The 21,076-nt window shown below is 71.6% G+C and carries 19 protein-coding genes; 13 read left to right on the forward strand and 6 right to left on the reverse strand.

The annotated features are described in order from the left end of the window. Both AOQ53_RS27435 and AOQ53_RS45295 read left to right on the forward strand, forming a co-directional pair. Positions 1-1,322, forward strand: a 1,322-nt coding sequence (locus AOQ53_RS27435) for an outer membrane protein assembly factor BamB family protein (protein ID WP_236711846.1), incomplete at its 5' end; no start/stop codon positions are given. A 136-nt stretch (positions 1,323-1,458) separates the two neighbouring features. Beyond that, complete coding sequence (locus tag AOQ53_RS45295) at positions 1,459-2,034, forward strand: hypothetical protein (protein ID WP_059421284.1); 576 nt, start codon at positions 1,459-1,461, stop codon at positions 2,032-2,034. Between the two features lie 23 nt (positions 2,035-2,057). Here the strand turns inward: AOQ53_RS45295 and AOQ53_RS27445 are convergent, their stop codons facing one another. The 4 genes from AOQ53_RS27445 to AOQ53_RS27460 form a co-directional block, all read right to left on the reverse strand. Continuing rightward, a complete protein-coding gene (locus AOQ53_RS27445; protein ID WP_059421285.1) occupies positions 2,058-3,008 on the reverse strand; it encodes an alpha/beta fold hydrolase in 951 nt (316 codons plus the stop codon). A 94-nt stretch (positions 3,009-3,102) separates the two neighbouring features. After that, positions 3,103-3,876, reverse strand: coding sequence for an enoyl-CoA hydratase/isomerase family protein (locus AOQ53_RS27450; RefSeq protein WP_059421286.1), 774 nt, complete (start codon positions 3,874-3,876; stop codon positions 3,103-3,105). Beyond that, the gene (locus AOQ53_RS27455; RefSeq protein ID WP_059421287.1) at positions 3,873-4,286 is read right to left on the reverse strand and encodes a Zn-ribbon domain-containing OB-fold protein; all 414 of its coding nucleotides are present in this window, start codon (positions 4,284-4,286) and stop codon (positions 3,873-3,875) included. Before AOQ53_RS27455 ends, AOQ53_RS27450 begins: the two co-directional genes overlap by 4 nt. A 1-nt stretch (position 4,287) precedes the next feature. Beyond that, positions 4,288-5,448, reverse strand: a complete 1,161-nt coding sequence (locus tag AOQ53_RS27460; protein ID WP_059421288.1) for a lipid-transfer protein — start codon at positions 5,446-5,448, stop codon at positions 4,288-4,290. A gap of 96 nt (positions 5,449-5,544) precedes the next feature. Between AOQ53_RS27460 and AOQ53_RS27465 the strand changes: the two genes are divergently transcribed. Then, entirely contained in the window at positions 5,545-7,170 is a 1,626-nt protein-coding gene (locus AOQ53_RS27465; protein ID WP_059421289.1) for a FadD3 family acyl-CoA ligase, read from the forward strand. Here the strand turns inward: AOQ53_RS27465 and AOQ53_RS27470 are convergent. Further along, positions 7,160-8,086 (reverse strand): SMP-30/gluconolactonase/LRE family protein, encoded by a 927-nt coding sequence (locus AOQ53_RS27470; RefSeq protein ID WP_059421291.1) that lies wholly within the window; start codon positions 8,084-8,086, stop codon positions 7,160-7,162. The genes AOQ53_RS27465 and AOQ53_RS27470 overlap by 11 nt on opposite strands. 254 nt (positions 8,087-8,340) lie before the next feature. On the opposite strand from AOQ53_RS27470, the gene AOQ53_RS27475 reads away from it, so the two are divergent. The 10 genes from AOQ53_RS27475 (at position 8,341) to leuE (ending at position 20,597) form a co-directional block, all read left to right on the forward strand. Then, positions 8,341-11,331 (forward strand): AfsR/SARP family transcriptional regulator, encoded by a 2,991-nt coding sequence (locus AOQ53_RS27475; RefSeq protein WP_059421293.1) that lies wholly within the window; start codon positions 8,341-8,343, stop codon positions 11,329-11,331. Between the two features lie 208 nt (positions 11,332-11,539). Further along, positions 11,540-11,725, forward strand: coding sequence for a hypothetical protein (locus AOQ53_RS27480; protein ID WP_086605270.1), 186 nt, complete (start codon positions 11,540-11,542; stop codon positions 11,723-11,725). A 195-nt stretch (positions 11,726-11,920) separates the two neighbouring features. Then, entirely contained in the window at positions 11,921-12,127 is a 207-nt protein-coding gene (locus tag AOQ53_RS27485) for a hypothetical protein (RefSeq protein ID WP_059421295.1), read from the forward strand. 166 nt (positions 12,128-12,293) lie between these two features. Continuing rightward, entirely contained in the window at positions 12,294-13,529 is a 1,236-nt protein-coding gene (locus AOQ53_RS27490) for an amidohydrolase family protein (protein ID WP_059421297.1), read from the forward strand. Between the two features lie 2 nt (positions 13,530-13,531). Beyond that, positions 13,532-14,449, forward strand: coding sequence for a TIGR03619 family F420-dependent LLM class oxidoreductase (locus AOQ53_RS27495; RefSeq protein ID WP_167745773.1), 918 nt, complete (start codon positions 13,532-13,534; stop codon positions 14,447-14,449). Positions 14,450-14,528: 79 nt separating this feature from the next. After that, on the forward strand, positions 14,529-15,299 hold the full coding sequence (locus tag AOQ53_RS27500; protein WP_059421300.1) for an SDR family NAD(P)-dependent oxidoreductase: 771 nt from the start codon (positions 14,529-14,531) through the stop codon (positions 15,297-15,299). 110 nt (positions 15,300-15,409) lie between these two features. Next, the gene (locus tag AOQ53_RS27505) at positions 15,410-16,528 is read left to right on the forward strand and encodes an LLM class flavin-dependent oxidoreductase (protein ID WP_078945541.1); all 1,119 of its coding nucleotides are present in this window, start codon (positions 15,410-15,412) and stop codon (positions 16,526-16,528) included. 113 nt (positions 16,529-16,641) lie between these two features. After that, a complete protein-coding gene (locus AOQ53_RS27510) occupies positions 16,642-18,372 on the forward strand; it encodes an N-acyl-D-amino-acid deacylase family protein (protein WP_059421302.1) in 1,731 nt (576 codons plus the stop codon). Further along, positions 18,369-19,820 carry an aldehyde dehydrogenase family protein gene (locus AOQ53_RS27515; protein WP_059421304.1) on the forward strand — a complete coding sequence of 484 codons (1,452 nt, stop codon included), beginning with the start codon at positions 18,369-18,371 and terminating at the stop codon, positions 19,818-19,820. Before AOQ53_RS27510 ends, AOQ53_RS27515 begins: the two co-directional genes overlap by 4 nt. A gap of 126 nt (positions 19,821-19,946) precedes the next feature. Continuing rightward, positions 19,947-20,597, forward strand: coding sequence for a leucine efflux protein LeuE (leuE, locus tag AOQ53_RS27520; protein ID WP_059421306.1), 651 nt, complete (start codon positions 19,947-19,949; stop codon positions 20,595-20,597). Between the two features lie 29 nt (positions 20,598-20,626). Here the strand turns inward: leuE and AOQ53_RS27525 are convergent, their stop codons facing one another. Continuing rightward, positions 20,627-21,031, reverse strand: coding sequence for a nitroreductase/quinone reductase family protein (locus AOQ53_RS27525; protein WP_059421308.1), 405 nt, complete (start codon positions 21,029-21,031; stop codon positions 20,627-20,629). Positions 21,032-21,076 lie beyond the last annotated feature (45 nt).

Genomic DNA, 21,076 nt, shown 5'->3' on the forward strand with positions numbered 1-21,076 from the left:
GCGCCCAGGTGCCCATCGGCCCGGGCCCGCGAGTCGCCGACGTCCGTGCCGCCGCCGTGAAGGCACCCCCTCCGGAGACCGCCCTCGCCGCCTCCTGGTCCAAGCCCCGCCCCGGCGTCAACGGCGCAGACCCTGCCGTAGGCCCTGCCGCCGCCGCGCCCCCGGCCCCGGCCGCGCCGCCCGAGCAGGCGAGCGGCTGGCGGCCCTGGCGTTTCCGCATGTCGAACGACGTCTGGGGCACCCCCTCCGTCGACGGTGACCTGGTCTACGTCACCTCCTTCGAGGTACACGCGCTGGACGTGGCCACCGGCCGCCGCCGCTTCAAGACCCGGGACGTCGCATGGTCCATGGCGGTCGCGGACGGCCGTATCCACGCCTCCGACGGGCCCACCCTGTTCGCCCTCGACGCCCGCGAGGGCGCCGACCTGTGGCGCCTCCAGACGGACGCCTGGGTCTACTCCCTCAAGGCCGGCCGCGGCACCGTCGTCACCGGCACCCGGGGCGGCGGCGTCCAGGGCTGGGAGGCCTCGAACGGGCAGAAGCTCTGGGAGGTCACCGGCTGCCAGAGCGACTTCGAGTCCCCCGAGGCCGGGCCCGCCCTGCACGACGGCACGGTCTACGTGTGGCAGGACGCCCGGCTGCGCGCCCTGGACGCCCGCACCGGCGACGAGCGCTGGTCGTACCCCATCGGCGACGCGGCCTCCTGCGGCGGCGTCCCGGTCCGGATCGCCCAGGCGACCGACGGCTACGTCTACGTCTGCGCCGGCACCCGCGTCCTCGCCCTCGACGTGGCCGCCGGGCACGTCAAGTGGCATTTCGAGGCCCCGGCCGCGTTCCTCTCCCCGCCCACCTTCGTCCCCGGACCGGCCGTCACCGGCGGGGGCATCTACCTGGCCGACTACCTCGGCACCGTCTACGCCCTCGACGCCACCGACGGCCGTGACCGCTGGCGCATCGCCACCGAGTCCCGGGCGTCCGTCGACCCCGTCCTGGTCGCCGCCGGCCACGTCCACGTGGGCAGCGGCAAGGGCCTCTACACCCTCGACGCGGTCACCGGCACACCCAAGTGGCGCTTCCAGGCGGGCGGCGACATCGTGGGCGCCCCCTCGGTGGCCGAGGGCCGTATCCACTTCGGCTCCACCGACCACCTGCTCTACACCCTGAAGGCCGACGACGGCCGGCTCCGCTGGAAGCTCGCCACCGGCGGCGAGATCACCGGCTCCCCGGTCGTCCGGGACGGAGTGGTGTACGCGTGCAGCAAGGACCGCTGCGTGTACGCCCTGGACGCGGAGAAGGGCACGGGCACGGCGCGCACCGCGTGACGCGCCCGGGGACGGCCGTCGTACCGGCGCGGGGAAGGGGTTCCGGACACCGCTCTCACCCAGGACGCTGCGCCGGGTACGCACCGGTCGCGGCGCGGTGACATGACCGTGACAGGTGATCACTAGGCTGTCCGCCATGCAGATACGGGGGCGCAGGCTCAGGTTGACAGCGGTGCTGGTCCTGGTGGTACTGGCACTGACCGGCTTCTCGACGGGCCGGGGCCGCGGCGGCAGCCACGGCGGCGGGGGCGGGTGCAGCAGCTCCAGCCAGGACCACGACAGTTCGAGGTCGTCGACGTCGGGCGGCGGTTCGTACGGCTCGGGCGGCTCCTACGGTTCCGGCGACGACGATGACTACGGAACCAGCGGCGGCGGCTCCTACAACCGCAGGCCGAACCACGGCTCCACGCCGACGTCCTCGTCCGGCTCCGGCAAAGCCCTGCGGGACGGCACCGCGAAGCTGGTGACCTGCGCGACCCCCGCGTCCCCTCACGCGACCGTCGAGGTCAGCAACCCCAACGGCCGCAAGGCCACGTTCTCCGTCTCGGTGACCTTCGAGGACGCCCGGGGCATCACCGTCGTCGACCGGTACGCGGACGTCACGGTCCCCGCCCAGGGCAAGGCGACCGTCGAGGTCGAGGTGGGCGCCACGGGCCTGGTGGACTCGGTCGACCACTGCGAGGTCGACCGCCAGGCCCTCGTCGACGACTGAACGGAACCGGGGCTGACGCGACTTCAGCCCCGCAGCTCCGTCAGGAAGTCGAGCAGCGCCTCGTTCACCTCGGCGGGCCGCTCCTGCTGCGTCCAGTGGCCGCAGCCCGGCAGCACGAGCGGCTTCCGGCGCAGGTTCGGCATCAACTCCGGCAGCTTCTCGATCAGTTCGGGCGTGCCCGGGAAGGCCGGGACCAGGTCCCGGTCGCCGTACACGTACAGCGCGGGCGGGGACACGACCGCGCCCTGCCAGGGGGCGGTCAGCTCCCAGTTGCGGTCCAGGTTGCGGTACCAGTTGAGCGCGCCGGTGAAGCCCCGCGCGTAGCTGTCGGTGAGGACGTCGAGGTCCTCCTCGGTCAGCCACCCGGGCAGCACCTCGGGGTCGGGGGCGTCCGCCAGCCAGCCGCGCTCCGGGTCGACCAGGGCCTGCTCGGGGCGTCCGGCACCCGGGGCGTCACCCGAGGCGGAGTACAGCAGCTTGCGCAGGGTGGTGCGGGTGTCGGCGGTGAACTCGGCCTCGGCGACCCCGGGCTGCTCGAAGTAGTTCCAGTAGAAGCGCCCGCCGAACCGCTCCCGCATGGCGGTGAGCGGTGGCTGCCCGCCACGGAACGGCGGCGGCACGCTCAGCCCCGCCACCCCGCGCACCACGTCCGGCCGCAGCAGCGCGGTGTGCCAGGCCACCGGCGCTCCCCAGTCGTGCCCGACGACGAACGCCCGCTCCTCGCCCAGCGCGTGGACCAGCCCGACCACGTCGCCCACCAGGTGGAGGATGCTGTACGCGTCCACGTCCTCGGGGTGATCGCTGCGCCCGTATCCGCGCTGGTCGGGCGCGACCACCCGGAAACCGGCCTCGGCCAGCGGCCCGAACTGGTGCCGCCAGGAGTGCCAGGACTCCGGGAACCCGTGCAGCAGCACCACGAGCGGGCCCTGGCCCTGCTCCGCGATGTGCAGCCGTATGCCGTTCACGTCGATCATCCGATGCTCAACCACCCGTCGAGCATACGCGTGTATGGGTAAACGACTTCTGTCCCTGCACCCTGCCGCAACCGGCACACGAGCGCGACCGGCGTCAACGCACCCGGTGCTCCCGCCGCCGCCCCGCGAACAACCGGGCCTGCCGCTCGCCGGTCAGATTCCCGAGCGCGATGAGGTGCGGCGCCTGCGCGACCCCCTGGGCCCGGCCGGCCTCACTCGCGGCCCACAGCGCCCGCACGGTCCCCTGTACGGCCTCGGTCGGGTACCCGGCGATCACGGCGGCGCACGCCCGCGCCGCCCCCAGCGCCTCGCCTTCCGCGACGAGTTCCGACACCAGCCCGACGTCGTACGCCCGCCGCGCCGAGATCCGCTCCGCCGTGCCCATCAACGCCATCCGCGCCACCTCCCCGTACGGCATGCGCTGCGCCATCAGGACGGACTCGTAGGCGCTGACCATGCCGTAGGTGGTGTGCGGGTCGAAGAAGGCGGCGGTGGTGTCGGCGACCACGAACTCCGCCTCCCCGAGCAGGTAGAAGGCACCCCCGCAGGCCATCCCGCGCACGGCGGCGACGACCGGCTTCCACAGGTCGTTCGCCTTCGGCCCGATGCCGAGCAGCGGATCGTCCTGCGCGTACGGCGAGCTCGGCTGCGGCACGAGGGCGTCCCGGTCGATGCCCGTACAGAAGGCACGTTCGCCGGCCCCGGTGAGGACGACGGCCCGCACCGAGTCGTCGAACCGAAACTCCCGCCAGACGCGGGCGAGTTCTCCGGCCATCTCCAGATCGACGGCGTTGAGCCGGGCCGGCCGGTTCAGGGTGACGACCGCGACCCCGCTGTCCTCGTCGGCACTCACCAGCACACTGCTCATGACCGCTCCGGAACCCACCTGGGGAGTCCGTCGTCGAAGACGGCCCGCACCCGGGTGCCGATCCGGAGACCGGCCGTGGCAAGGGAGTTGATCGGCTCACCGGGCCCGGCGACGAGGTTGCCCACGAGCCGGATGCGAGGCGCCTCGTCGAGCTCGACGACGACCACGTTGTACGGCGCCAGCTCGGCATAGCCGGGCAGCAGCGGCGGATGCGGGACGACGTACGACCAGACGCGGCCCCGGCCGGAGACGCGGCGCCACTCGGCCTCGAACGACTGGCAGTGCGGGCAGCAGGGCCGGGGCGGGAAACGGAGCTCACCGCAGCCGGCACAGGCCTGGACACGGAGCTCGCCCCGGGCGGCGTACTCCCAGAAGGGCGCGCCGTCGGTGTCGGTGACGGGACGCAGCATCTCAACTCCTCAGCAGAAGGGCGGAGGTGGGCACCCCTTCACCCGCCGTGACCAGGCAGGCCGACGCGCCCGGCACCTGCGCGGTACTGGTCCCGCGCAACTGCTTCACCCCTTCGTTGACGAGGTTGAAGCCGTGCACATAGGCCTCGGACAGCCCGCCCCCGCCGGTGTTCACGGGCAGCGGCCCGCCGGTCTCCAGCGCCCCGCCCTCGGTGAACGCCCCGCCCTCGCCCCGCCCGCAGAAGCCGTAGCCCTCCAGGGACAGCAGGACCAGGGGCGTGAAGGCGTCGTAGATCTGCGCGACGTCCACGTCCTGAGGCGTCAGGTCGGAGTGCTTCCACAGGTGCCGGGCGGCGGTCCAGGCCGGTCCGGTGAGGGGGTCGTCGTTCCAGTAGTTGACCATGCCGTGGTGCTGGGCGGGGAGCGACTGGGCGGCGGAATGGACGTAGACGGGTTTCCGGCGGCAGTCCCGGGCACGCTCGGCGGAGACGACGACACAGGCCAGCGCCCCGTCCGTCTCCAGGCAGTTGTCGAAGAGGCACAGGGGCTCGCTGATCCAGCGGGACGTCATGTACATCTCGCGGGTGAGGGGCCGGTCGTACATGATCGCGGCGGGGTTCTGGTTGGCGCGGTTCCGGCAGGCCAGGGCGACGTTGAACAGGTGATCGCGGGTGGCCCCGTACTCGTGCATGTAGCGACGGGTGAGCATGGCGATCTCGTCGACCGGCCTGAGCAGCCCGAACGGCCGGGTCCACTGGGCCGGGGTCGGCAGCTGGACGGCGGTGTTGGTCCACGGCCGGGGCCCGCTGCCCCGCTTGCGTGACCGCCAGGCGACGCCGACGTTCGCCTGACCGGCGGCGACGGCGGCGGCGAGATGGGCGACGGTGGCACACGAACCGCCGCCTCCGTAGCCGACTTTGCTGAAGAAGGTGAGGTCTCCGAAGCCGCAGGCCTTCGCCAGCTCCACCTCGTCCGTCTCCTCCATGGTGTAGGAGGCGAGGGCGTCGACCTCGCCGGGCGCGATCCCGGCGTCGTCGAGGGCGGCCAGGACGGCACGGCAGGCGAGGGTGCGCTCGTCCTCGGGGAGCCGCTTGGCGAAGGGCGTCTGGCCTATGCCGACGATGGCGGTGGCGTCCTTGAGGCCGCCCGATCCTGCTGCCATGTGCGCGCACCTCCGGGGCCGAACGGTCGCTGACAGGTCGTCAGGTTACCGATAATCTGACGGACAGTCAGCTCCTATGCCTTCGGGAGGCGCGCTGTGCGAGCGGATACGGAGTGGGGAAGCATCCCGGGCCTGGTGCGGACGGCGGCCGAGCGGTACGCGGACGCCGAGGCGGTCGTCGAGGGCCGCACCCGGATCACCTACGCGGAGCTGGGCGCCCGTGTGGAGCGCGCGGCGGCGGCCTGCCTGGCGCACGGCGTCCGGCCGGGCGACCGGGTCGGCATCTGGGCGCCGAACACCCTCGACTGGATCGTCAGCGCCCTGGGCGCGGTCTCGGCGGGTGCGGTGCTCGTGCCGTTGAACACCCGGTTCAAGGGCGCCGAGGCGGCGGACGTCCTGCGCCGCAGCGGGGCGCGGCTGCTGTTCGTGACGGGCACGTTCCTCGGCACGTCGTACGTGGCGTCGCTGCGCAGAGCGGCGGGGCAGGGCCTGGGGAGTGTCCGCGAAGCCGCCGGCCCGCTGCCCGGCCTGCCAGCCCTGGAGCAGGTGGTGGTCCTCTCGGACGACGCCCCGGCGGACTTCCTCACCTGGAAGGACTTCCTGGCGAGCGGAGAGGCGGTCGGGACGGCACAGGTGCGGGCGAGGGCGGACGCGGTCGACGGCTCCCGGCCCTCGGACATCGTCTTCACCTCGGGCACGACGGGCCGCCCGAAGGGCGCGGTCATCACCCATGCGCAGACGCTGCGGGCGTACGACATCTGGAGCGACCTGGCGGGCCTGACCCGGGGCGACCGCTACCTCATCGTCAACCCGTTCTTCCACACCTTCGGCTACAAGGCCGGGGTAATCGCCTGCCTGACGCGGGGCGCGACGATGATTCCCCAGCCGGTGTTCAACGTGAACACGGTCCTGGCCAACATCGCGGCGGAACGGGTCTCGGTGCTCCCCGGCCCGCCGACCCTCCTCCAGTCCCTCCTGGACCACCCGGCACGGGACGCGCACGACCTGTCGGCACTGCGCCTCATGGTGACGGGAGCGGCGGTGGTGCCGCTGAGACTCGTCGAGCGGCTGCGTGGGGAACTCGGCGTCGACACGGTCCTGACGGCCTACGGCCTCTCCGAGGCCGGCGGCATCGTCACGATGTGCCGGCGCGGCGACGACCCGGCGGTGATCGCCTCGACGTCGGGCCGCGCGATCCCCGGCACGGAGGTACGGGTCGCGAACTCCCGGGGCGAGCCCCTGGAGACCGGCACACCGGGCGAGGTCCTGGTCCGCGGCTTCAGCGTCATGACCGGCTACTACGAGGACGAGGCCGCCACCGCCGAGGTGCTCTCGGAGGACGGCTGGCTGCGCACGGGCGACGTCGGCGTCCTGGACGCCGCGGGCAACCTGCGCATCACCGACCGCCTCAAGGACATGTTCATCGTCGGCGGCTTCAACGCCTATCCCGCCGAGATAGAGCAACTCCTGGGCCTCCACCCGGACGTGGCGGACGTGGCGGTGATCGGCGTCCCCGACGCCCGGCTGGGTGAGGCCGGCAAGGCGTACGTCGTCCGGCGCCCGGGCGCACTGCTGACCGCCGACGACCTGATCGCCTGGTCCCGCAGGGAGATGGCGAACTACAAGGTCCCGAGGACGGTGGAGTTCGTGGCGGAGCTGCCCCGCAACGCGAGCGGGAAGGTCGTGAAGGGGGCGCTGCGGGACGGCCTCCTCAGCGGCTGACCGGCGGCAGCGGCGGGGTCCCGGTGACGGACATGACGAGGGAGTAGAGGGTGTTGTCGGCGGCGATGAACAGCCGGTTGCGCCGGGCGCCGCCGAACCGGATGTTGGCCACGGTGCCGGGCACGAGGACGCGCCCGAGGAGCGTGCCGTCGGGGTCGTAGCAATGCACACCGCCGTGCATGGCGGCGGCCCACAGACGTCCCTCGTCGTCGAACCGGATGTTGTCGAAGTTGCCGTTCCGGCACTCGGCGAAGACGTCGCCGCCGGTCAGGGTGCCATTCGGGCGGACGTCGAAGACGCGGATGTGATTGGCCACGCTGTCCGACACGTACAGCTTGCGCTCGTCGGGGGAGAACACCAGCCCGTTGGGGCCCTGGAACCCCTCGGCGGCCACTCGCACCTCGCCGCTGCCGGGGTCCACCCGGTACACGTTCCGGGCCCCGATCTCGCTCTCCCCGCGGTGCCCCTCGTAGTCGGTCGCGATCCCGAACTCGGGATCGGAGAACCACACCGACCCGTCGGACCTCACGACGGCGTCGTTCGGGCTGTTGAGCCGCTTCCCCCGGAACCGCTCGGCGATCACCGTGACCGAGCCGTCGTGCTCGGTCCGGGTCACCCGCCGGTTGCCCTGCTCGCAGGTGATGAGCCGGCCCTGGCCGTCCAGGGTGTTGCCGTTGGGGTACCCGGCGGGCGAGCGGAACACCCCGACGGACCCGGTGGTCTCGTCCCACCGCAGCAGCCGGTCGTTCGGGATGTCGCTCCACAGCAGATACCGCCCGGCCGGCACGTACACCGGCCCCTCGGCCCACCGGCACCCCTCGAACAACGTCTCCAGCCGCGAGTCCCCCGCCTGACACCGGCCGGTGCGGAAGCGCTCGTCGAGCGTCTCGTACAACTGGGGCTGCTCGCCGGGCATGGGGCGCCACCTTCACCGTCGGGCCGGGTGCTGATCTGCGTGACCCACTATGACGCGGCACGCCGACACATGTCCCGGCAACACTCGTCCATCCGGACACCGCAGAAGAGCGGCGCGGTCCTCGGAAGCGGAGAGAGTGTGCGGACCTTGTGGACTCCCGTGCGTCGCCCTGTGATCGGTGTCCCCCACGGCTGACGTATCCGCCGTGCACAAGGCAAACTGGCGTGGTTGCTCAGGATGTCTAGGGGGACTGCATGGACGGTGTACCGGACGGTGTACCGCGCGTACCGGAGCAGCGGCGTTCCGACTCCTCGGCACAGCCGCCGGAGTCGGCGGAGTCGGGGGGACCGACGGCGCGGGCGGCGCTGCGCTTCGGCGTGCTCGGACCGGTGCGCGCCTGGCGTGGCGACGAGCCCCTCACCACCGGTTCCCCCCAGCAGCGCGCCCTGCTCGCCGCCCTGCTGCTGCGCGAGGGCCGGACGGCCACGGCCGCGGAGCTGATCGACGCCCTGTGGGGCGAGGAACCGCCCTCGCAGGCCCTGGCGGCGCTGCGGACGTACGCCTCCCGCCTGCGCAAGGTGCTGGACCCCGGTGTCCTGGTCAGCGAATCCGGCGGATACGCGATACGGGGCCTCGGTGACGGCGCCCTGGACCTCGCCGTCGCCCAGGACCTGGCGACCGAGGCGGAGAAGGCCCGGTCGGCCGGCGACCTCTGCCACGCCCGTGAGGTGCTGCGGCGCGCCCTCGCCCTGTGGGACGGGGAGACGCTGGCCGGCGTACCGGGCCCGTACGCGGAGGCGCAGCGCGTCCGCCTGGAGGAGTGGCGGCTCCAGCTGGTCGAGTCCCGGCTGGACATGGACCTTGAGCAGGGCTGCCACGCGGAGGCGGTCTCGGAGCTCACCGCCCTCACAGCGGCCCATCCGCTCCGCGAGCGGCTCCGCGAACTGCTGATGCTGGCGCTGTACCGCAGCGGCCGCCAGGCCGAGGCCCTCGCCGTGTACGCCGACACCCGGCGCCTGCTCGCCGACGAACTGGGCGTGGACCCGCGCCCCGGCCTCAGCGAACTGCAACAGCGGATCCTCCAGGCCGACCCGGGGCTGGCGGAGCCCTCCTCCCCGGCCCCCGAGCCCGCCTCGGTCCCGGTACGCCCGGCGCAGCTGCCGGCGACGGTGCCGGACTTCACCGGCCGCTCCGGCTTCGTCCGTGAGGTCGGTGACATCCTGGCCTCGGCCGAGAACCGGGTCATGGCGGTCTCGGCCCTGGCCGGCATCGGTGGCGTGGGCAAGACGACACTCGCGGTGCACGTGGCCCACCAGGCACGCGGTGCGTTCCCGGACGGACAGCTGTACGTCGACCTCCAGGGTGCGGGCGCCCGGGCGGCGGAGCCGGAGACGGTCCTGGGCTCGTTCCTGCGCGCACTCGGCACGGCCGACACGGCGATCCCGGACTCCCTGGAGGAACGCGCGGCGCTGTACCGCTCGGTCCTGGCCGGCCGCCGCGTCCTGGTCCTGCTGGACAACGCCCGCGACGCCGCCCAGGTACGCCCCCTGCTGCCCGGCACGGACGGCTGCGCCGCGCTGGTCACCTCCCGGGTGCGGATGGTGGACCTGGCGGGCGCCCACCTGATCGACCTGGACGTGATGGCGCCGGACGAGGCCCTGGCGCTGTTCACGAAGATCGTGGGCGAGGAACGGGTGGCGTCCGAGCGGAAGGCCGCCCTGGACGTGGTCGCGGCCTGCGGCTTCCTGCCGTTGGCGATCCGCATCGCGGCCTCCCGCCTGGCGGCCCGCCGTACCTGGACGGTGTCGGTCCTCGCGGCGAAGCTCGCCGACGAGCGCCGCCGCCTGGACGAACTCCAGGCCGGCGACCTGGCGGTGAAGGCCACCTTCGAGCTCGGCTACGGACAGCTGGAGCCCGCCCAGGCCCGCGCCTTCCGCCTGCTGGGCCTGGCCGACGGCCCGGACATCTCCCTCCCGGCCGCGGCGGCGATCCTCGACCTGCCCGTGGAGGACACCGAGGACCTCCTGGAATCCCTGGTGGACACCTCACTGCTCGAGTCGGCCGCTCCCGGCCGCTACCGCTTCCACGATCTGGTACGGCTCTACGCGCGTGCCTGTGCGGAAAGGGACGAGCAGCCGCCGAGCGAGCGGGAGGCGGCGCTGTCGCGGCTGCTGGACTTCTATCTGGCGTCCGCGGCGGGGGTGTACGCGATCGAGCGGCCGGGAGACCGGCTGGTGGACCATCTGGCCGCGACCACGCACGAGGGGCTGTCCTTCGGCACGAGGGAATCCGCCCTGGACTGGCTCTTCGGCGAGGCCGAGTGTCTGCTGGCCTGCGTCAGGCAGTCGTTGCCCGCCCCCACGCTCCGGCGGGCCGCCAGTCTCCTCCTGGTGGCGAAGGACCTCTCGGAGTCCGGCGCCAGCTCGCTCTCCTACGAGCGGGCCGCCACCGCGCTGTGCGGTGCGGCCGAGGAACTGGGCGACGCACACGCCGAGGCTCAGGCGCGAACCACCCTGGCGCAGGTGCACGTGCGCGCGGGGCGCTTCGACGAAGCGGCTGTCGAGGCGAGGAGGGCGATGTCGCTGGCGTCCTCCGGGGATCCGTGGTCGAAGTGCAACGCGCCCCTCGAACTCGGCGTCATCGCCTTCTACAGGAACCGGCTCGAGGAAGCCGAGACCTACCTGAGCATCGCGCTGGACAACTTCCGCGAGGACGCGAACGTTCCGGGGGAGGCCAGCGCGCTGTGCAACCTCTCCCGTGTGCATCTGGCCCTGGGCAAGACGAGCACCGCCATCTCCCTGGCGGAACAGGGCATCGAGATATACGACAATCTCGGTGCGGCGCTGCGTCTGGCCAACGGCAGGTACGCCCTCGGACTCGCGCTGACCGTCGCCGGCCGTTACGACGACGCGCTGGCGCAACTCACGGCAGCGCTGGCCGTCTTCCAGGAGAACCGTCAGCCGCTCTGGGAAGGCGTGACGCACTTCCGCATCGCGGAGGTTCACCTGGCGGCCGGCTGCCCGCCGCTCGCCGCCGCCCACGCCGAGCAAGCCATCGCCCTGCGCGGCATCGGCGGGGAGTGGCGTCGCGGAACGGTCCTCACGGTGCTGGGCAGGGCCCTGTCCGAGCTGGGCCAGCCCGACCGCGCCCGTGCCTGCTGGAACGAAGCCCTGACGATTTACGAGAAGCTGGGCTCCGCCGAGGCCTCCGAGGTCCGCGCACTTCTCAGTCCGGTGGCGTCCTGAGCGCGGATTATGAGCGGGCGTTCATCGTTCGTTTATCGCCGCACGGCACTCTCTTGCCACCAACCCGTCGCGTCGGGGGGCAGACGGTTTGGTCCACGGCCGTACACATACGGTGTACCGGCCTGCGGACGCTCGTTCGGCAACCCACGGGGGAGTTGCCGGACGGGCGTCCCTCGAACCGGTCATGTCACAGAGAGAGGTGCAGATCATGAGCGACACGGTCAAGCCCGAGGACACGCACATCTCCGGCGGGAAGGACGGGGACATCAAGCCCCTGGACACCCACATCTCCAGCGAGGAGGCGGACCCGGGCGACGTCAAGCCTCTCGACACGCACATCTCCAGCGGCACCGCGAAGCCGCTGGACACGCATATCTCGGACGAGAAGGCCTGACCGACCAGGTCCAACGGGGGACTGCGGGGAGATCGGCCGCGGCGGCGCGGAGGGGGAGCCGTCGCGGCCGATGCGTGTCCTGACGTGCGGTTCCAGTCGTTCTATGGCTCAATGTGTTCGATTCTGTCGAACGTTCACATCTTCAGGCGCTACCGTCACTGCAGATCCAAGCTTCATCCACATTCGGGAGCTGAAATGACCCGCACCAACAAGGCTCTTGTGACCGTCGCGATCGCGGCAGCGGCCATGATCGGAGCATCAGGTCCGGCATTCGCTGACATGCACGCGACGACCACGCCGGTCACCACGAACGACATGCACGCGACGACCACGCCGGTCACCACGAACGACCTGCACGCGACGACCACGCCGGTCACCACGAACGACCTGCACGCGACCTGATCAAGGTTGTCCAACTTAAAGGTGGGGCCGAGTCTCAACTCGGCCCCACCTTTTGTTTCCGCCGCTTCAGGCCGCGCAGCACCCGACCGGATGGCCTGCGATGTCCGCATCGTCGTCTCGCCTCGGCATGCTGACGCACCGTCAGATCGGCGCTACCTTGAGCTCCATGGACACCCACGAGAGCACGTTTCCGCTGATCATCTCCGTGGACGACCACACGGTGGAGCCCGCGACCGTCTGGCAGGACCGGCTCCCGGAGAAGTACCGAGGCGTCGGCCCCCGGATCGTCCGTGCGCCCGTGAAGGAGATGACGTTCCTCGGCGGGCGCTTCCGGCCCGTCATGGGCGAGCCCGGTGACGACGGCCCCGTCGGTGACTGGTGGGTCTACGAGGAACTGCGGCGGCCCCTGACCCGGCTCGACACCGCCGTGGGGTACAGCAGGGACGAGATCAAGCTCGAGGTCATCACCTACGAGCAGATGCGGCCCGGCTCCTACGACGTCCCGGCCCGGCTCGCCGACATGGACGTCAACCACGTCCAGTCCGCCCTCTGCTTCCCGACGTTCCCGCGTTTTTGCGGCCAGACCTTCACCGAGGCGAAGGACCACGAGCTGGGACTGCTCTGCGTCCGTGCCTACAACGACTGGATGGTGGAGGAGTGGTGCGGCCCCGAGGCACACGGGCGGCTCATCCCGCTCACCCTGATCCCTCTCTGGGACCCCGAGTTGGCCGCCGAGGAGGTCCGGCGGAACGCCGCCCGCGGTGTCCGTGCCGTCGCCTTCTCCGAGATACCGCCGTACCTCGGGCTCCCCTCCATCCACACCGACGACTGGGACCCCTTCCTCGCCGCGTGCGACGAGACCGGCACGGTCGTCGCCATGCACATCGGCAGCAGCAGCCGGATGCCCTCCACCTCCGCCGATGCCCCGCCCGCCGTCGGCTCCACCATCACCTTCGCCAACTGCTGCTTCTCGATGGTCGACTGGCTGATGAGCGGCAAGTTCGAGCAGTTCCCGAACCTCAAGGTCATGTACGCCGAGGGGCAGATCGGCTGGATCCCCTACATCCTGGAGCGGGCCGATGTCGTGTGGGAGGAGAACCGCGGCTGGGGCGGCGTCGCCGACAAGGTGCACCGGCCGCCGTCCGAGCTGTTCGCCGAGCACGTCTACGGCTGCTTCTTCGACGACGCCTTCGGACTGCGCAACCTGGACGCCATCGGGGTCGGGAACGTCCTCTACGAGACCGACTACCCCCACTCCGACTCCACCTGGCCCAAGTCCCGCGAGGTCGGCGAGGCGCAGATGGGTCACCTGGATCCTGAGGTGGTGGAACGGATCGTGCGGCGGAACGCGATCGAACTGCTGGGCCTGACCGACGACGGGCTCTGGGACGGGGCGCGGTGAGCCTGGCCTACGGGATCCAGCTCCCGGTCCAGTCCCAGAGCACCCTCTACGCCGAGCCCTGGGAAGCCGCCGCCGGACCCGAGGACCTCCTCGCCGTCGCCCGCGCCGCCGACCGCGCCGGGTTCGCCTACCTGGCGTGCTGCGACCACGTCGCCATCCCGCGCCGCCTCGCGTCCGCGATGAGCACGGTCTGGTACGACCCGGTCGCCACCCTCGCCTTCCTCGCGGCGGCAACCGAACGGACCCGGCTGCTGAGTCACGTCGCCGTGGTGGGACTACGGCATCCGCTGCTCGGCGCCAAGCAGTACGCCACCCTCGATCACCTGTCGGGCGGCCGGCTGATCCTCGGGGTCGGGGCCGGGCATGTGCGGGAGGAGTTCGAGGTGCTGGGGGCCGACTTCGAGCGGCGCGGGGCGGTGCTGGACGAGTCGATCGACGCCCTGCGCGCCGCCCTCGGGGCGGACGAGTTCCCCGAACACCACGGCAAGCTGTACGACTTCGAAGGGCTCGGGCAGCGGCCCCGCCCGGCGCAGGACCGTCTCCCCCTCTGGGTCGGCGGGTCCTCGCCGGCCGCCCTGCGACGGGCCGCGCTCAAGGGCGACGGCTGGCTGCCGCAGGGAGACCCGAGGGACCTGCTGCCGGACCGCATCGCGCGGATTCGGCGGCTCAGGGAAGACGCCGGGATCGAGGGCCCGTTCACCGTGGGCGCCATCGCCGAGCCCCTGTACGTCGGGACGGCGGGCTGGGACGTCGGGCGGCGGACGCTCAGCGGGCCCGCCGACGCCATCGCCGAGTCGTTGCGGGCCTTTTCCGCGATGGGGGTGGACCAGGTCCAGGTGCGGTTCCGCAGCCGCAGTCGGGACGAACTCGTCGGGCAGATACAGCGGTTCGGGGAGGCGGTCGCGCCACTGCTGCCATAAGCACGTCCAACCTGACGGTCTATCAGATACGCGGCTACGATGCGGAGTCCGCCAGGTCCACCGCGCGAAGGGGGCTGCCATGGGCAAGCTCGACGGACGGGTCGTCATCATCACCGGCGCCGCGCGCGGCCAGGGTGAGCAGGAGGCCAGGCTGTTCTCGGCCGAGGGCGCCCGGGTGGTCGTCGCGGACGTCCTCGACGAACAGGGCGAGGCCCTGGCGAAGGAGATCGGTGCCCGGTACGTCCATCTCGACGTCGGCCGGGAGGGCGACTGGCAGACGGCCGTCGCCGCCGCCAAGGACGCGTACGGCCGGGTCGACGGGCTCGTCAACAACGCCGGCATCCTCCGCTTCAACTCCCTCCTCGACACCCCCCTCGACGAGTTCATGCGGGTCGTCCAGGTCAACCAGGCGGGCTGCTTCCTCGGCATCAGGGCCGTCGCCCCCGAGCTGGCCGACGGGGGCACGATCGTCAACACCGCCTCCTACACCGGCCTGACCGCAATGGCGGGGGTGGGCGCGTACGCGGCGAGCAAGCACGCCGTGGTCGGTCTGACCCGTGTGGCCGCGCTGGAGCTGGCCGGACGGGGGATACGCGTCAACGCCGTCTGCCCGGGTGCCATCGACACCGCGATGTCCAACCCGGCCCGGCTGGACCCGGACGCCGACCCGGAGGAGGCGGCCAAGGGGCTCGACCGGCTGTACCGCAAGCTCGTGCCGCTGGGGCGGGTCGGGCGGCCGGAGGAGGTGGCACGGCTCGCCCTGTTCCTGTCGTGTGACGACTCCTCCTACATCACCGGGCAGCCGTTCGTGATCGACGGCGGATGGCTGGCGGGAGTGAGCGTCATCTGACGCCGATGACCTGACGGACAGTCAGCTATTGACGCTCCCCGGAAGCGGTGGAACAGTCGGACCAACGATCTGACGTATCGTCAGAAATGACCGTGGGGCGGTGAATCTCCTTGGAATTCGGGGTCTTCGTACAGGGATACGTGGGCAAACGGGCTGAAACCGACCCGCTCGCCGAGCACAAGGCGCTGATGGAGGAGACCGAGTACGTCATCCAGGCGGACAGGTCTGGCTTCAAGTACGCCTGGGCTTCCGAGCACCACTTCCTGGATGAGTACTCGCACCTCTCCGCCAACGACGTCTTCCTCGGGTATCTGGCCCACGCCACGGAGCGGATCCACCTGGGCTCGGGCATCTTCAACCCGCTCGCCCCGGTCAACCACCCCGTGAAGGTCGCCGAGAAGGTCGCCATGCTCGACCATCTCAGCGAGGGGCGGTTCGAGTTCGGCAGCGGGCGGGGTGCCGGCTCGCACGAGATCCTGGGCTTCATGCCGGGTGTGACCGACATGAACCACACCAAGGAGATCTGGGAAGAGACCATCGCCGAGTTCCCCAAGATGTGGCTCCAGGACGAGTACGCCGGCTTCCAGGGCAAACACTGGTCGCTGCCGCCGAGGAAGGTCCTGCCGAAGCCGTACGGCAGCTCGCACCCGGCGATGTGGTACGCGGCCGGATCGCCGCCGTCGTACGCCATGGCCGCGAGGAAAGGGCTCGGTGTGCTCGGCTTCAGCGTGCAGAAGGTCTCCGACATGGAGTGGGCGCTGGAGCAGTACAAGACGGCGATCGTGGATGCCGAGCCGGTCGGCGACTTCGTCAACGACAACGTGATGGTGACGACCACGGCGATCTGTGCGCCGACGCACGAGGAGGCGGTGCGGATCGCGGCGAACGGCGGGTTGCACTATCTGCCGTCGCTGGTGTTCCGGTACCACGACACGTTTCCCCGGCCCGAGGGGTTTCCGGTGTGGCCGGAGACGCTGCCGGAGTACACCGAGGAGCTCGTGGAGGTCCTCATCGAGGAGGAGCTGCTGATCTGCGGGGATCCGGACGAAGTGCTCACGCAGTGCAAGCGGTGGGAGCAGGCGGGGGCGGACCAGTTGAGTTTCGGGCTGCCGGTGGGGGTGCCGAAGGACGAGACCCTGCAGACGATTCGGCTGGTCGGGGAGCACGTGATTCCGAAGATCGATACGGATCCTGTGCATCGGACTTCGCGGTTCCGTCAAGGGGCCTGAGCGTTCGTCGGCGGGTGCGGGTGGTTCGTGGCTGGTCGCGCCCACGCGGCGGAGCCGCAAATCGATACAGCCCCGCGCCCCTGAAGGCATCCAGCTGAAGGAGTTGAGTGGTCATGCTCGATCACCTCATCAAGGGTGCGACCGTCGTGGACGGAACAGGTGCGCCCGCCTACACCGCCGACATCGGCATCCGAGACGGGCGGATCGCCGTCGTGGGGACGGTCGACGAAGCGGCCCGCACCACCGAGGACGCCACCGGCCTCGTCCTCACCCCCGGCTTCGTCGACCCCCACACCCACTACGACGCCCAGCTCTTCTGGGACCCGTACGCCACGCCCTCCCTCAACCACGGGGTCACCACCGTCGCCGGCGGGAACTGCGGTTTCACACTCGCGCCGCTGCACCCGGACCGCCCCGAGGACGCCGACTACACGCGGCGGATGATGTCGAGGGTCGAGGGCATGGCGCTGGTGGCGCTGGAGGAGGGGGCGCCCTGGAACTGGCATTCCTTCGGGGAGTACCTGGACGCCCTGGAGGGGCGGATCGCCGTCAACGCCGGGTTCATGGTGGGGCACTGTGCGCTGCGGCGGTACGTGATGGGGCCCAAGGCCATCGGCGGGCAGCCGACCGGGGAGCAACTGGCGGCGATGGCCGGGCTGTTGCGGGAGGCCATGGACGCCGGGGCCTGGGGGCTGTCCACCACCCAGTCGACCAGCCACTCCGACGGCGACGGGAAACCGGTCGCCTCCCGGCACGCCGGGCCGGCCGAGCTGCTGGCGCTGTCGCGGGCCGTCGGGGAGCACGAGGGCACGCAGCTCGAGGCGATCGTCGCGGGCTGTCTCGACCAGTTCAGCGACGCGGAGATCGACCTGTTCGTCGAGATGAGCGCGGCGGCGGGGCGGCCGCTGAACTGGAACGTCCTGACCATCGACGCGGCCGTGCCCGAGCGGGTGCCCCGGCAGCTGCTGGCGAGCGAGCGGGCGCGCAAGGCGGGCGGCCGGGTCGTGGCGCTGACCATGCCGATCCTCACGCCGATGAACATGTCGCTGGGGACCTTCTGCGCGCTGAACCTCATCCCCGGGTGGGGGCCGATTCTCGGACTGCCCGTGCCCGAGCGGATCGAGAAGCTGCGCGACCCGGACGTACGGGACGGGATGCTGCGGCGCGCCCTGTCCAAGGAGGCGGGCGTCTTCCGGCGGCTGGCGAACTTCGGGCGGTACGTCATCGGCGACACCTACAGCGAGGCGAACGCCGGTCTGACCGGGCGGGTGGTCAAGGACGTCGCCGAGGAGCGCGGCCAGGAGCCCTTCGCGTGCCTGGTGGAGATCTGCGCCAATGACGAGCTGCGCACGGTGCTGTGGCCGATGCCGCCCGACAACGACCCGGCGTCCTGGGCGCTGCGGGCGCAGACGTGGCAGCACGAGGACGTGCTGCTCGGCGGGTCCGACGCGGGTGCGCATCTGGACCGGATGTGCGGGGCGCCGTACACGACCCGGTTCCTCGGCGACTGCCTGCGCGGCCGGAAGCTGGTCGGTCTGGAGCAGGCCGTGAAGATGCTGACCGGCGACCCCGCCCGGCTCTTCGGCCTGCGGGAGCGGGGGCGGGTGCGGGAGGGCTGGCATGCGGACCTCGTCCTGTTCGACCCGGAGCGGATCGACGCGGGCCCGGCCACCCTGGTGCACGACCTGCCGGGTGACAGCCCGCGGCTGGACTCCCGGGCGCTGGGCGTGCGGGCCGTGTGGGTCAACGGGGTCGAGGCGATCCGGGACGACGTGGTGACGGGAGCCGTGCCGGGGCGGGTGCTGCGCTCGGGCCGGGACACGGAGACGGTGAGCACCAGGTGACGGCACGGCAGCCGCTCTTCGTCGGCGGCTCGTGGGTGGAGCCGGACGGCGGGCACTACGAGGTGATCGACCCGGCGACCGAGCAGACCGTCGGGTGGGCGCCGGAGGCCTCGCGGGATCAGGTGCACGCGGCCTGCGCCGCGGCCCGCGAGGCCTTCGGGCCGTGGTCGGCCACGCCTCCGGAGGAGCGGGCCGCGGTCCTCGCCCGCGCCGCGGACATCATCCGGGACCGTCTCGTGCCGTACGCCGAGCTGGCCCGGGCGGAGACCGGCGCGACCACGCGTACCGCACGCGGCATGCAGGTCGGGGTGGCCGCCGCCCGCTTCCGGCGCTACGCGCGCGTGGAGCCCGGCGAGTGGGCGATCCCGCCGCAGATCAACGAGGCCGGTCCGATGGGCAGGGCGGGCGTCATGGGCGCACTCGCCGTCCGCCAGCCCGTCGGGGTCGTCACGTGCATCACCTCGTACAACAACCCCTGGGCCAACCCGGCCGGCAAGATCGCCCCCGCCCTGGCGATGGGCAACACGGTCGTGGTGAAGCCGGCGCCCCAGGATCCCCTGTCGGTCTACCGGATGGCTCAGGCGCTGGAGGCCGCCGGTTTGCCGCCGGGTGTGGTGAACGTGGTCAGCGGCGCACGGACCGAGGTCGGTGAGGCGGCCGTGGCGTCGCCGGACGTCGACATGGTCAGCTTCACCGGCTCCACGGCGGTCGGGCAGCGCATCGCCGAGGCGTGCGGCCGCGACATGAAGCGGCAGTTGATGGAGCTGGGCGGGAAGGGCGCGGCGATCGTCCTCGACGACGCCGACATCGGCTCGGCGGTCGCCGGGATCGGCACCACCTTCTCCTTCTACAGCGGCCAGATCTGCACGGCACCGACCCGGGTGCTGGCGCAGCGCGGGATCCACGACCGCCTGGTCGGGCAACTGGCCGAGTACGCACGGCGGTTGAAGGTGGGAGATCCCCGGGAGCCGGACACGGTGGTCGGTCCGGTGATCTCGACGGCACACCGGGACCGGGTCGAGTCGTACGTCGAACTGGGCCGAAAGGAAGGCGCGGTGGCCGTCACGGGCGGCGCACGCCCCGGCCTGCCGACCGGCTTCTACGTCACCCCCACCCTCCTCGCCGACTGCACCAACGACATGCGCGTGGCCCGCGAGGAGATCTTCGGCCCGGTGGTGGTCGTCATCCCCTTCGACGACGAGGAGGAGGGCGTGGCCCTGGCCAACGACACCGACTACGGCCTCATCGACTACGTCTGGTCGTCCGACGTGGCCAGGGCCTTCCGGGTGGCGCGGCGCCTGCGGGCGGGCGGTGTCGGGATCAACACCGTGGGCCGCAACATGGAGGCCCCCTTCGGCGGCTTCAAGAAGAGCGGTGTCGGCCGGGACGTCGGCTCGTACGCCCTGCACGCGTACAGCGAGGTGCAGGCGATCGTCTGGCCGGGGTGAGGAGATCGCCGGGGAAGAACCTTCACGCGCCTCTCCCACCGGGGACTACGCTCAACGCCGGGAAGCCGTGAGCCGCCACGGGCGGTGAGCCGCCAGAGCCATGAGCCGCCTCGAAGGGAGCAGCAGATGCTGGGAGTCTCCAACCTCTCCACCTACGCCCTGGGGACACTCCTCATCATTCTGCTTCCAGGGCCCAGTTCGCTCTACACGCTGTCCGTGGCGGCACGGCGCGGTGTGCGTACCGGGTACAGGGCCGCGGCGGGCGTGTTCATCGGCGAGACCCTGCTGATGCTGCTCACCGCCGCGGGGCTCTCCTCGCTGCTGCGCGCCAACGAACTCGTCTTCTCCGTCATCAAGTACGCGGGTGCCGGTTATCTGGCCTGGATCGCTTTCGGGATGATCCGCGGAGCATGGGAGATGTGGCGCACCCGCGAGGTGGCAGCACCGGCCGAAGGGCCGGAGGGCGCCCAGGACGGCGAGCGGCCGTTCCGCCGGTCGCTGCTGATCACCCTGCTCAACCCGAAGGCGATCCTCTTCTTCATCTCCTTCTTCGTGCAGTTCGTCGACCCGTCCTATCCGCACCCGGCGCTGTCCTTCGGGTTGCTCGCGCTGATCTACCAGGTGATCAGCGTCGGCTACGTGACCCTGCTGATCCTCGGCGGCACCTACCTCTCGGCCCAGTTCCGCCGCCGCCGGCGCCTGTCGGCGGGGCTGACCAGCGGAGCCGGGGCCCTCTTCCTCGGGTTCGCGGCAAAGCTCGCCACCACGGGCGGCTGACCTACCGGGGATCACACGGGCAGCGAGCGTCACGAGCCCTTTGTCTTCCGGAGATCCACCCGCACGGTCAGGAGATCCGTCCCGAACGCCCGCACCCCCAGGCCGTTGAACCTGGGCAGCCGGCGCAGCCGCGCCACCGGGTCGTCGTCCGGCAGCAGGTGCGCGGACCCCGTGTGCCACCGCCCCCGGATCCGCACCCGCACCCGAGGATCGGCCTTGATGTTGCGCACGTACTGCGACCGTTCGCCGAACTCCGACACCAGCCAGAAGGAGTCGCCGACGCGGCGGCCGCCCACCGGTGTGCGGCGGGGCAGGCCCGAGACGCGGCCCCTCGTCTCCAGGACCGTCTGGAGGGGGAGGCGGCGCATGAGCGGGTTGATGCGGCGCTGGAAGGACGTGGCGGCGCGGAACCTCAGGTCGGTGAGGCGGGACATCGTCGGGGGTCTCCTTCGCACCAAGCTCTCACGGTTTCTTCAATG

This window comes from Streptomyces azureus (genome assembly GCF_001270025.1).
GTDB lineage: Bacteria > Actinomycetota > Actinomycetes > Streptomycetales > Streptomycetaceae > Streptomyces > Streptomyces azureus.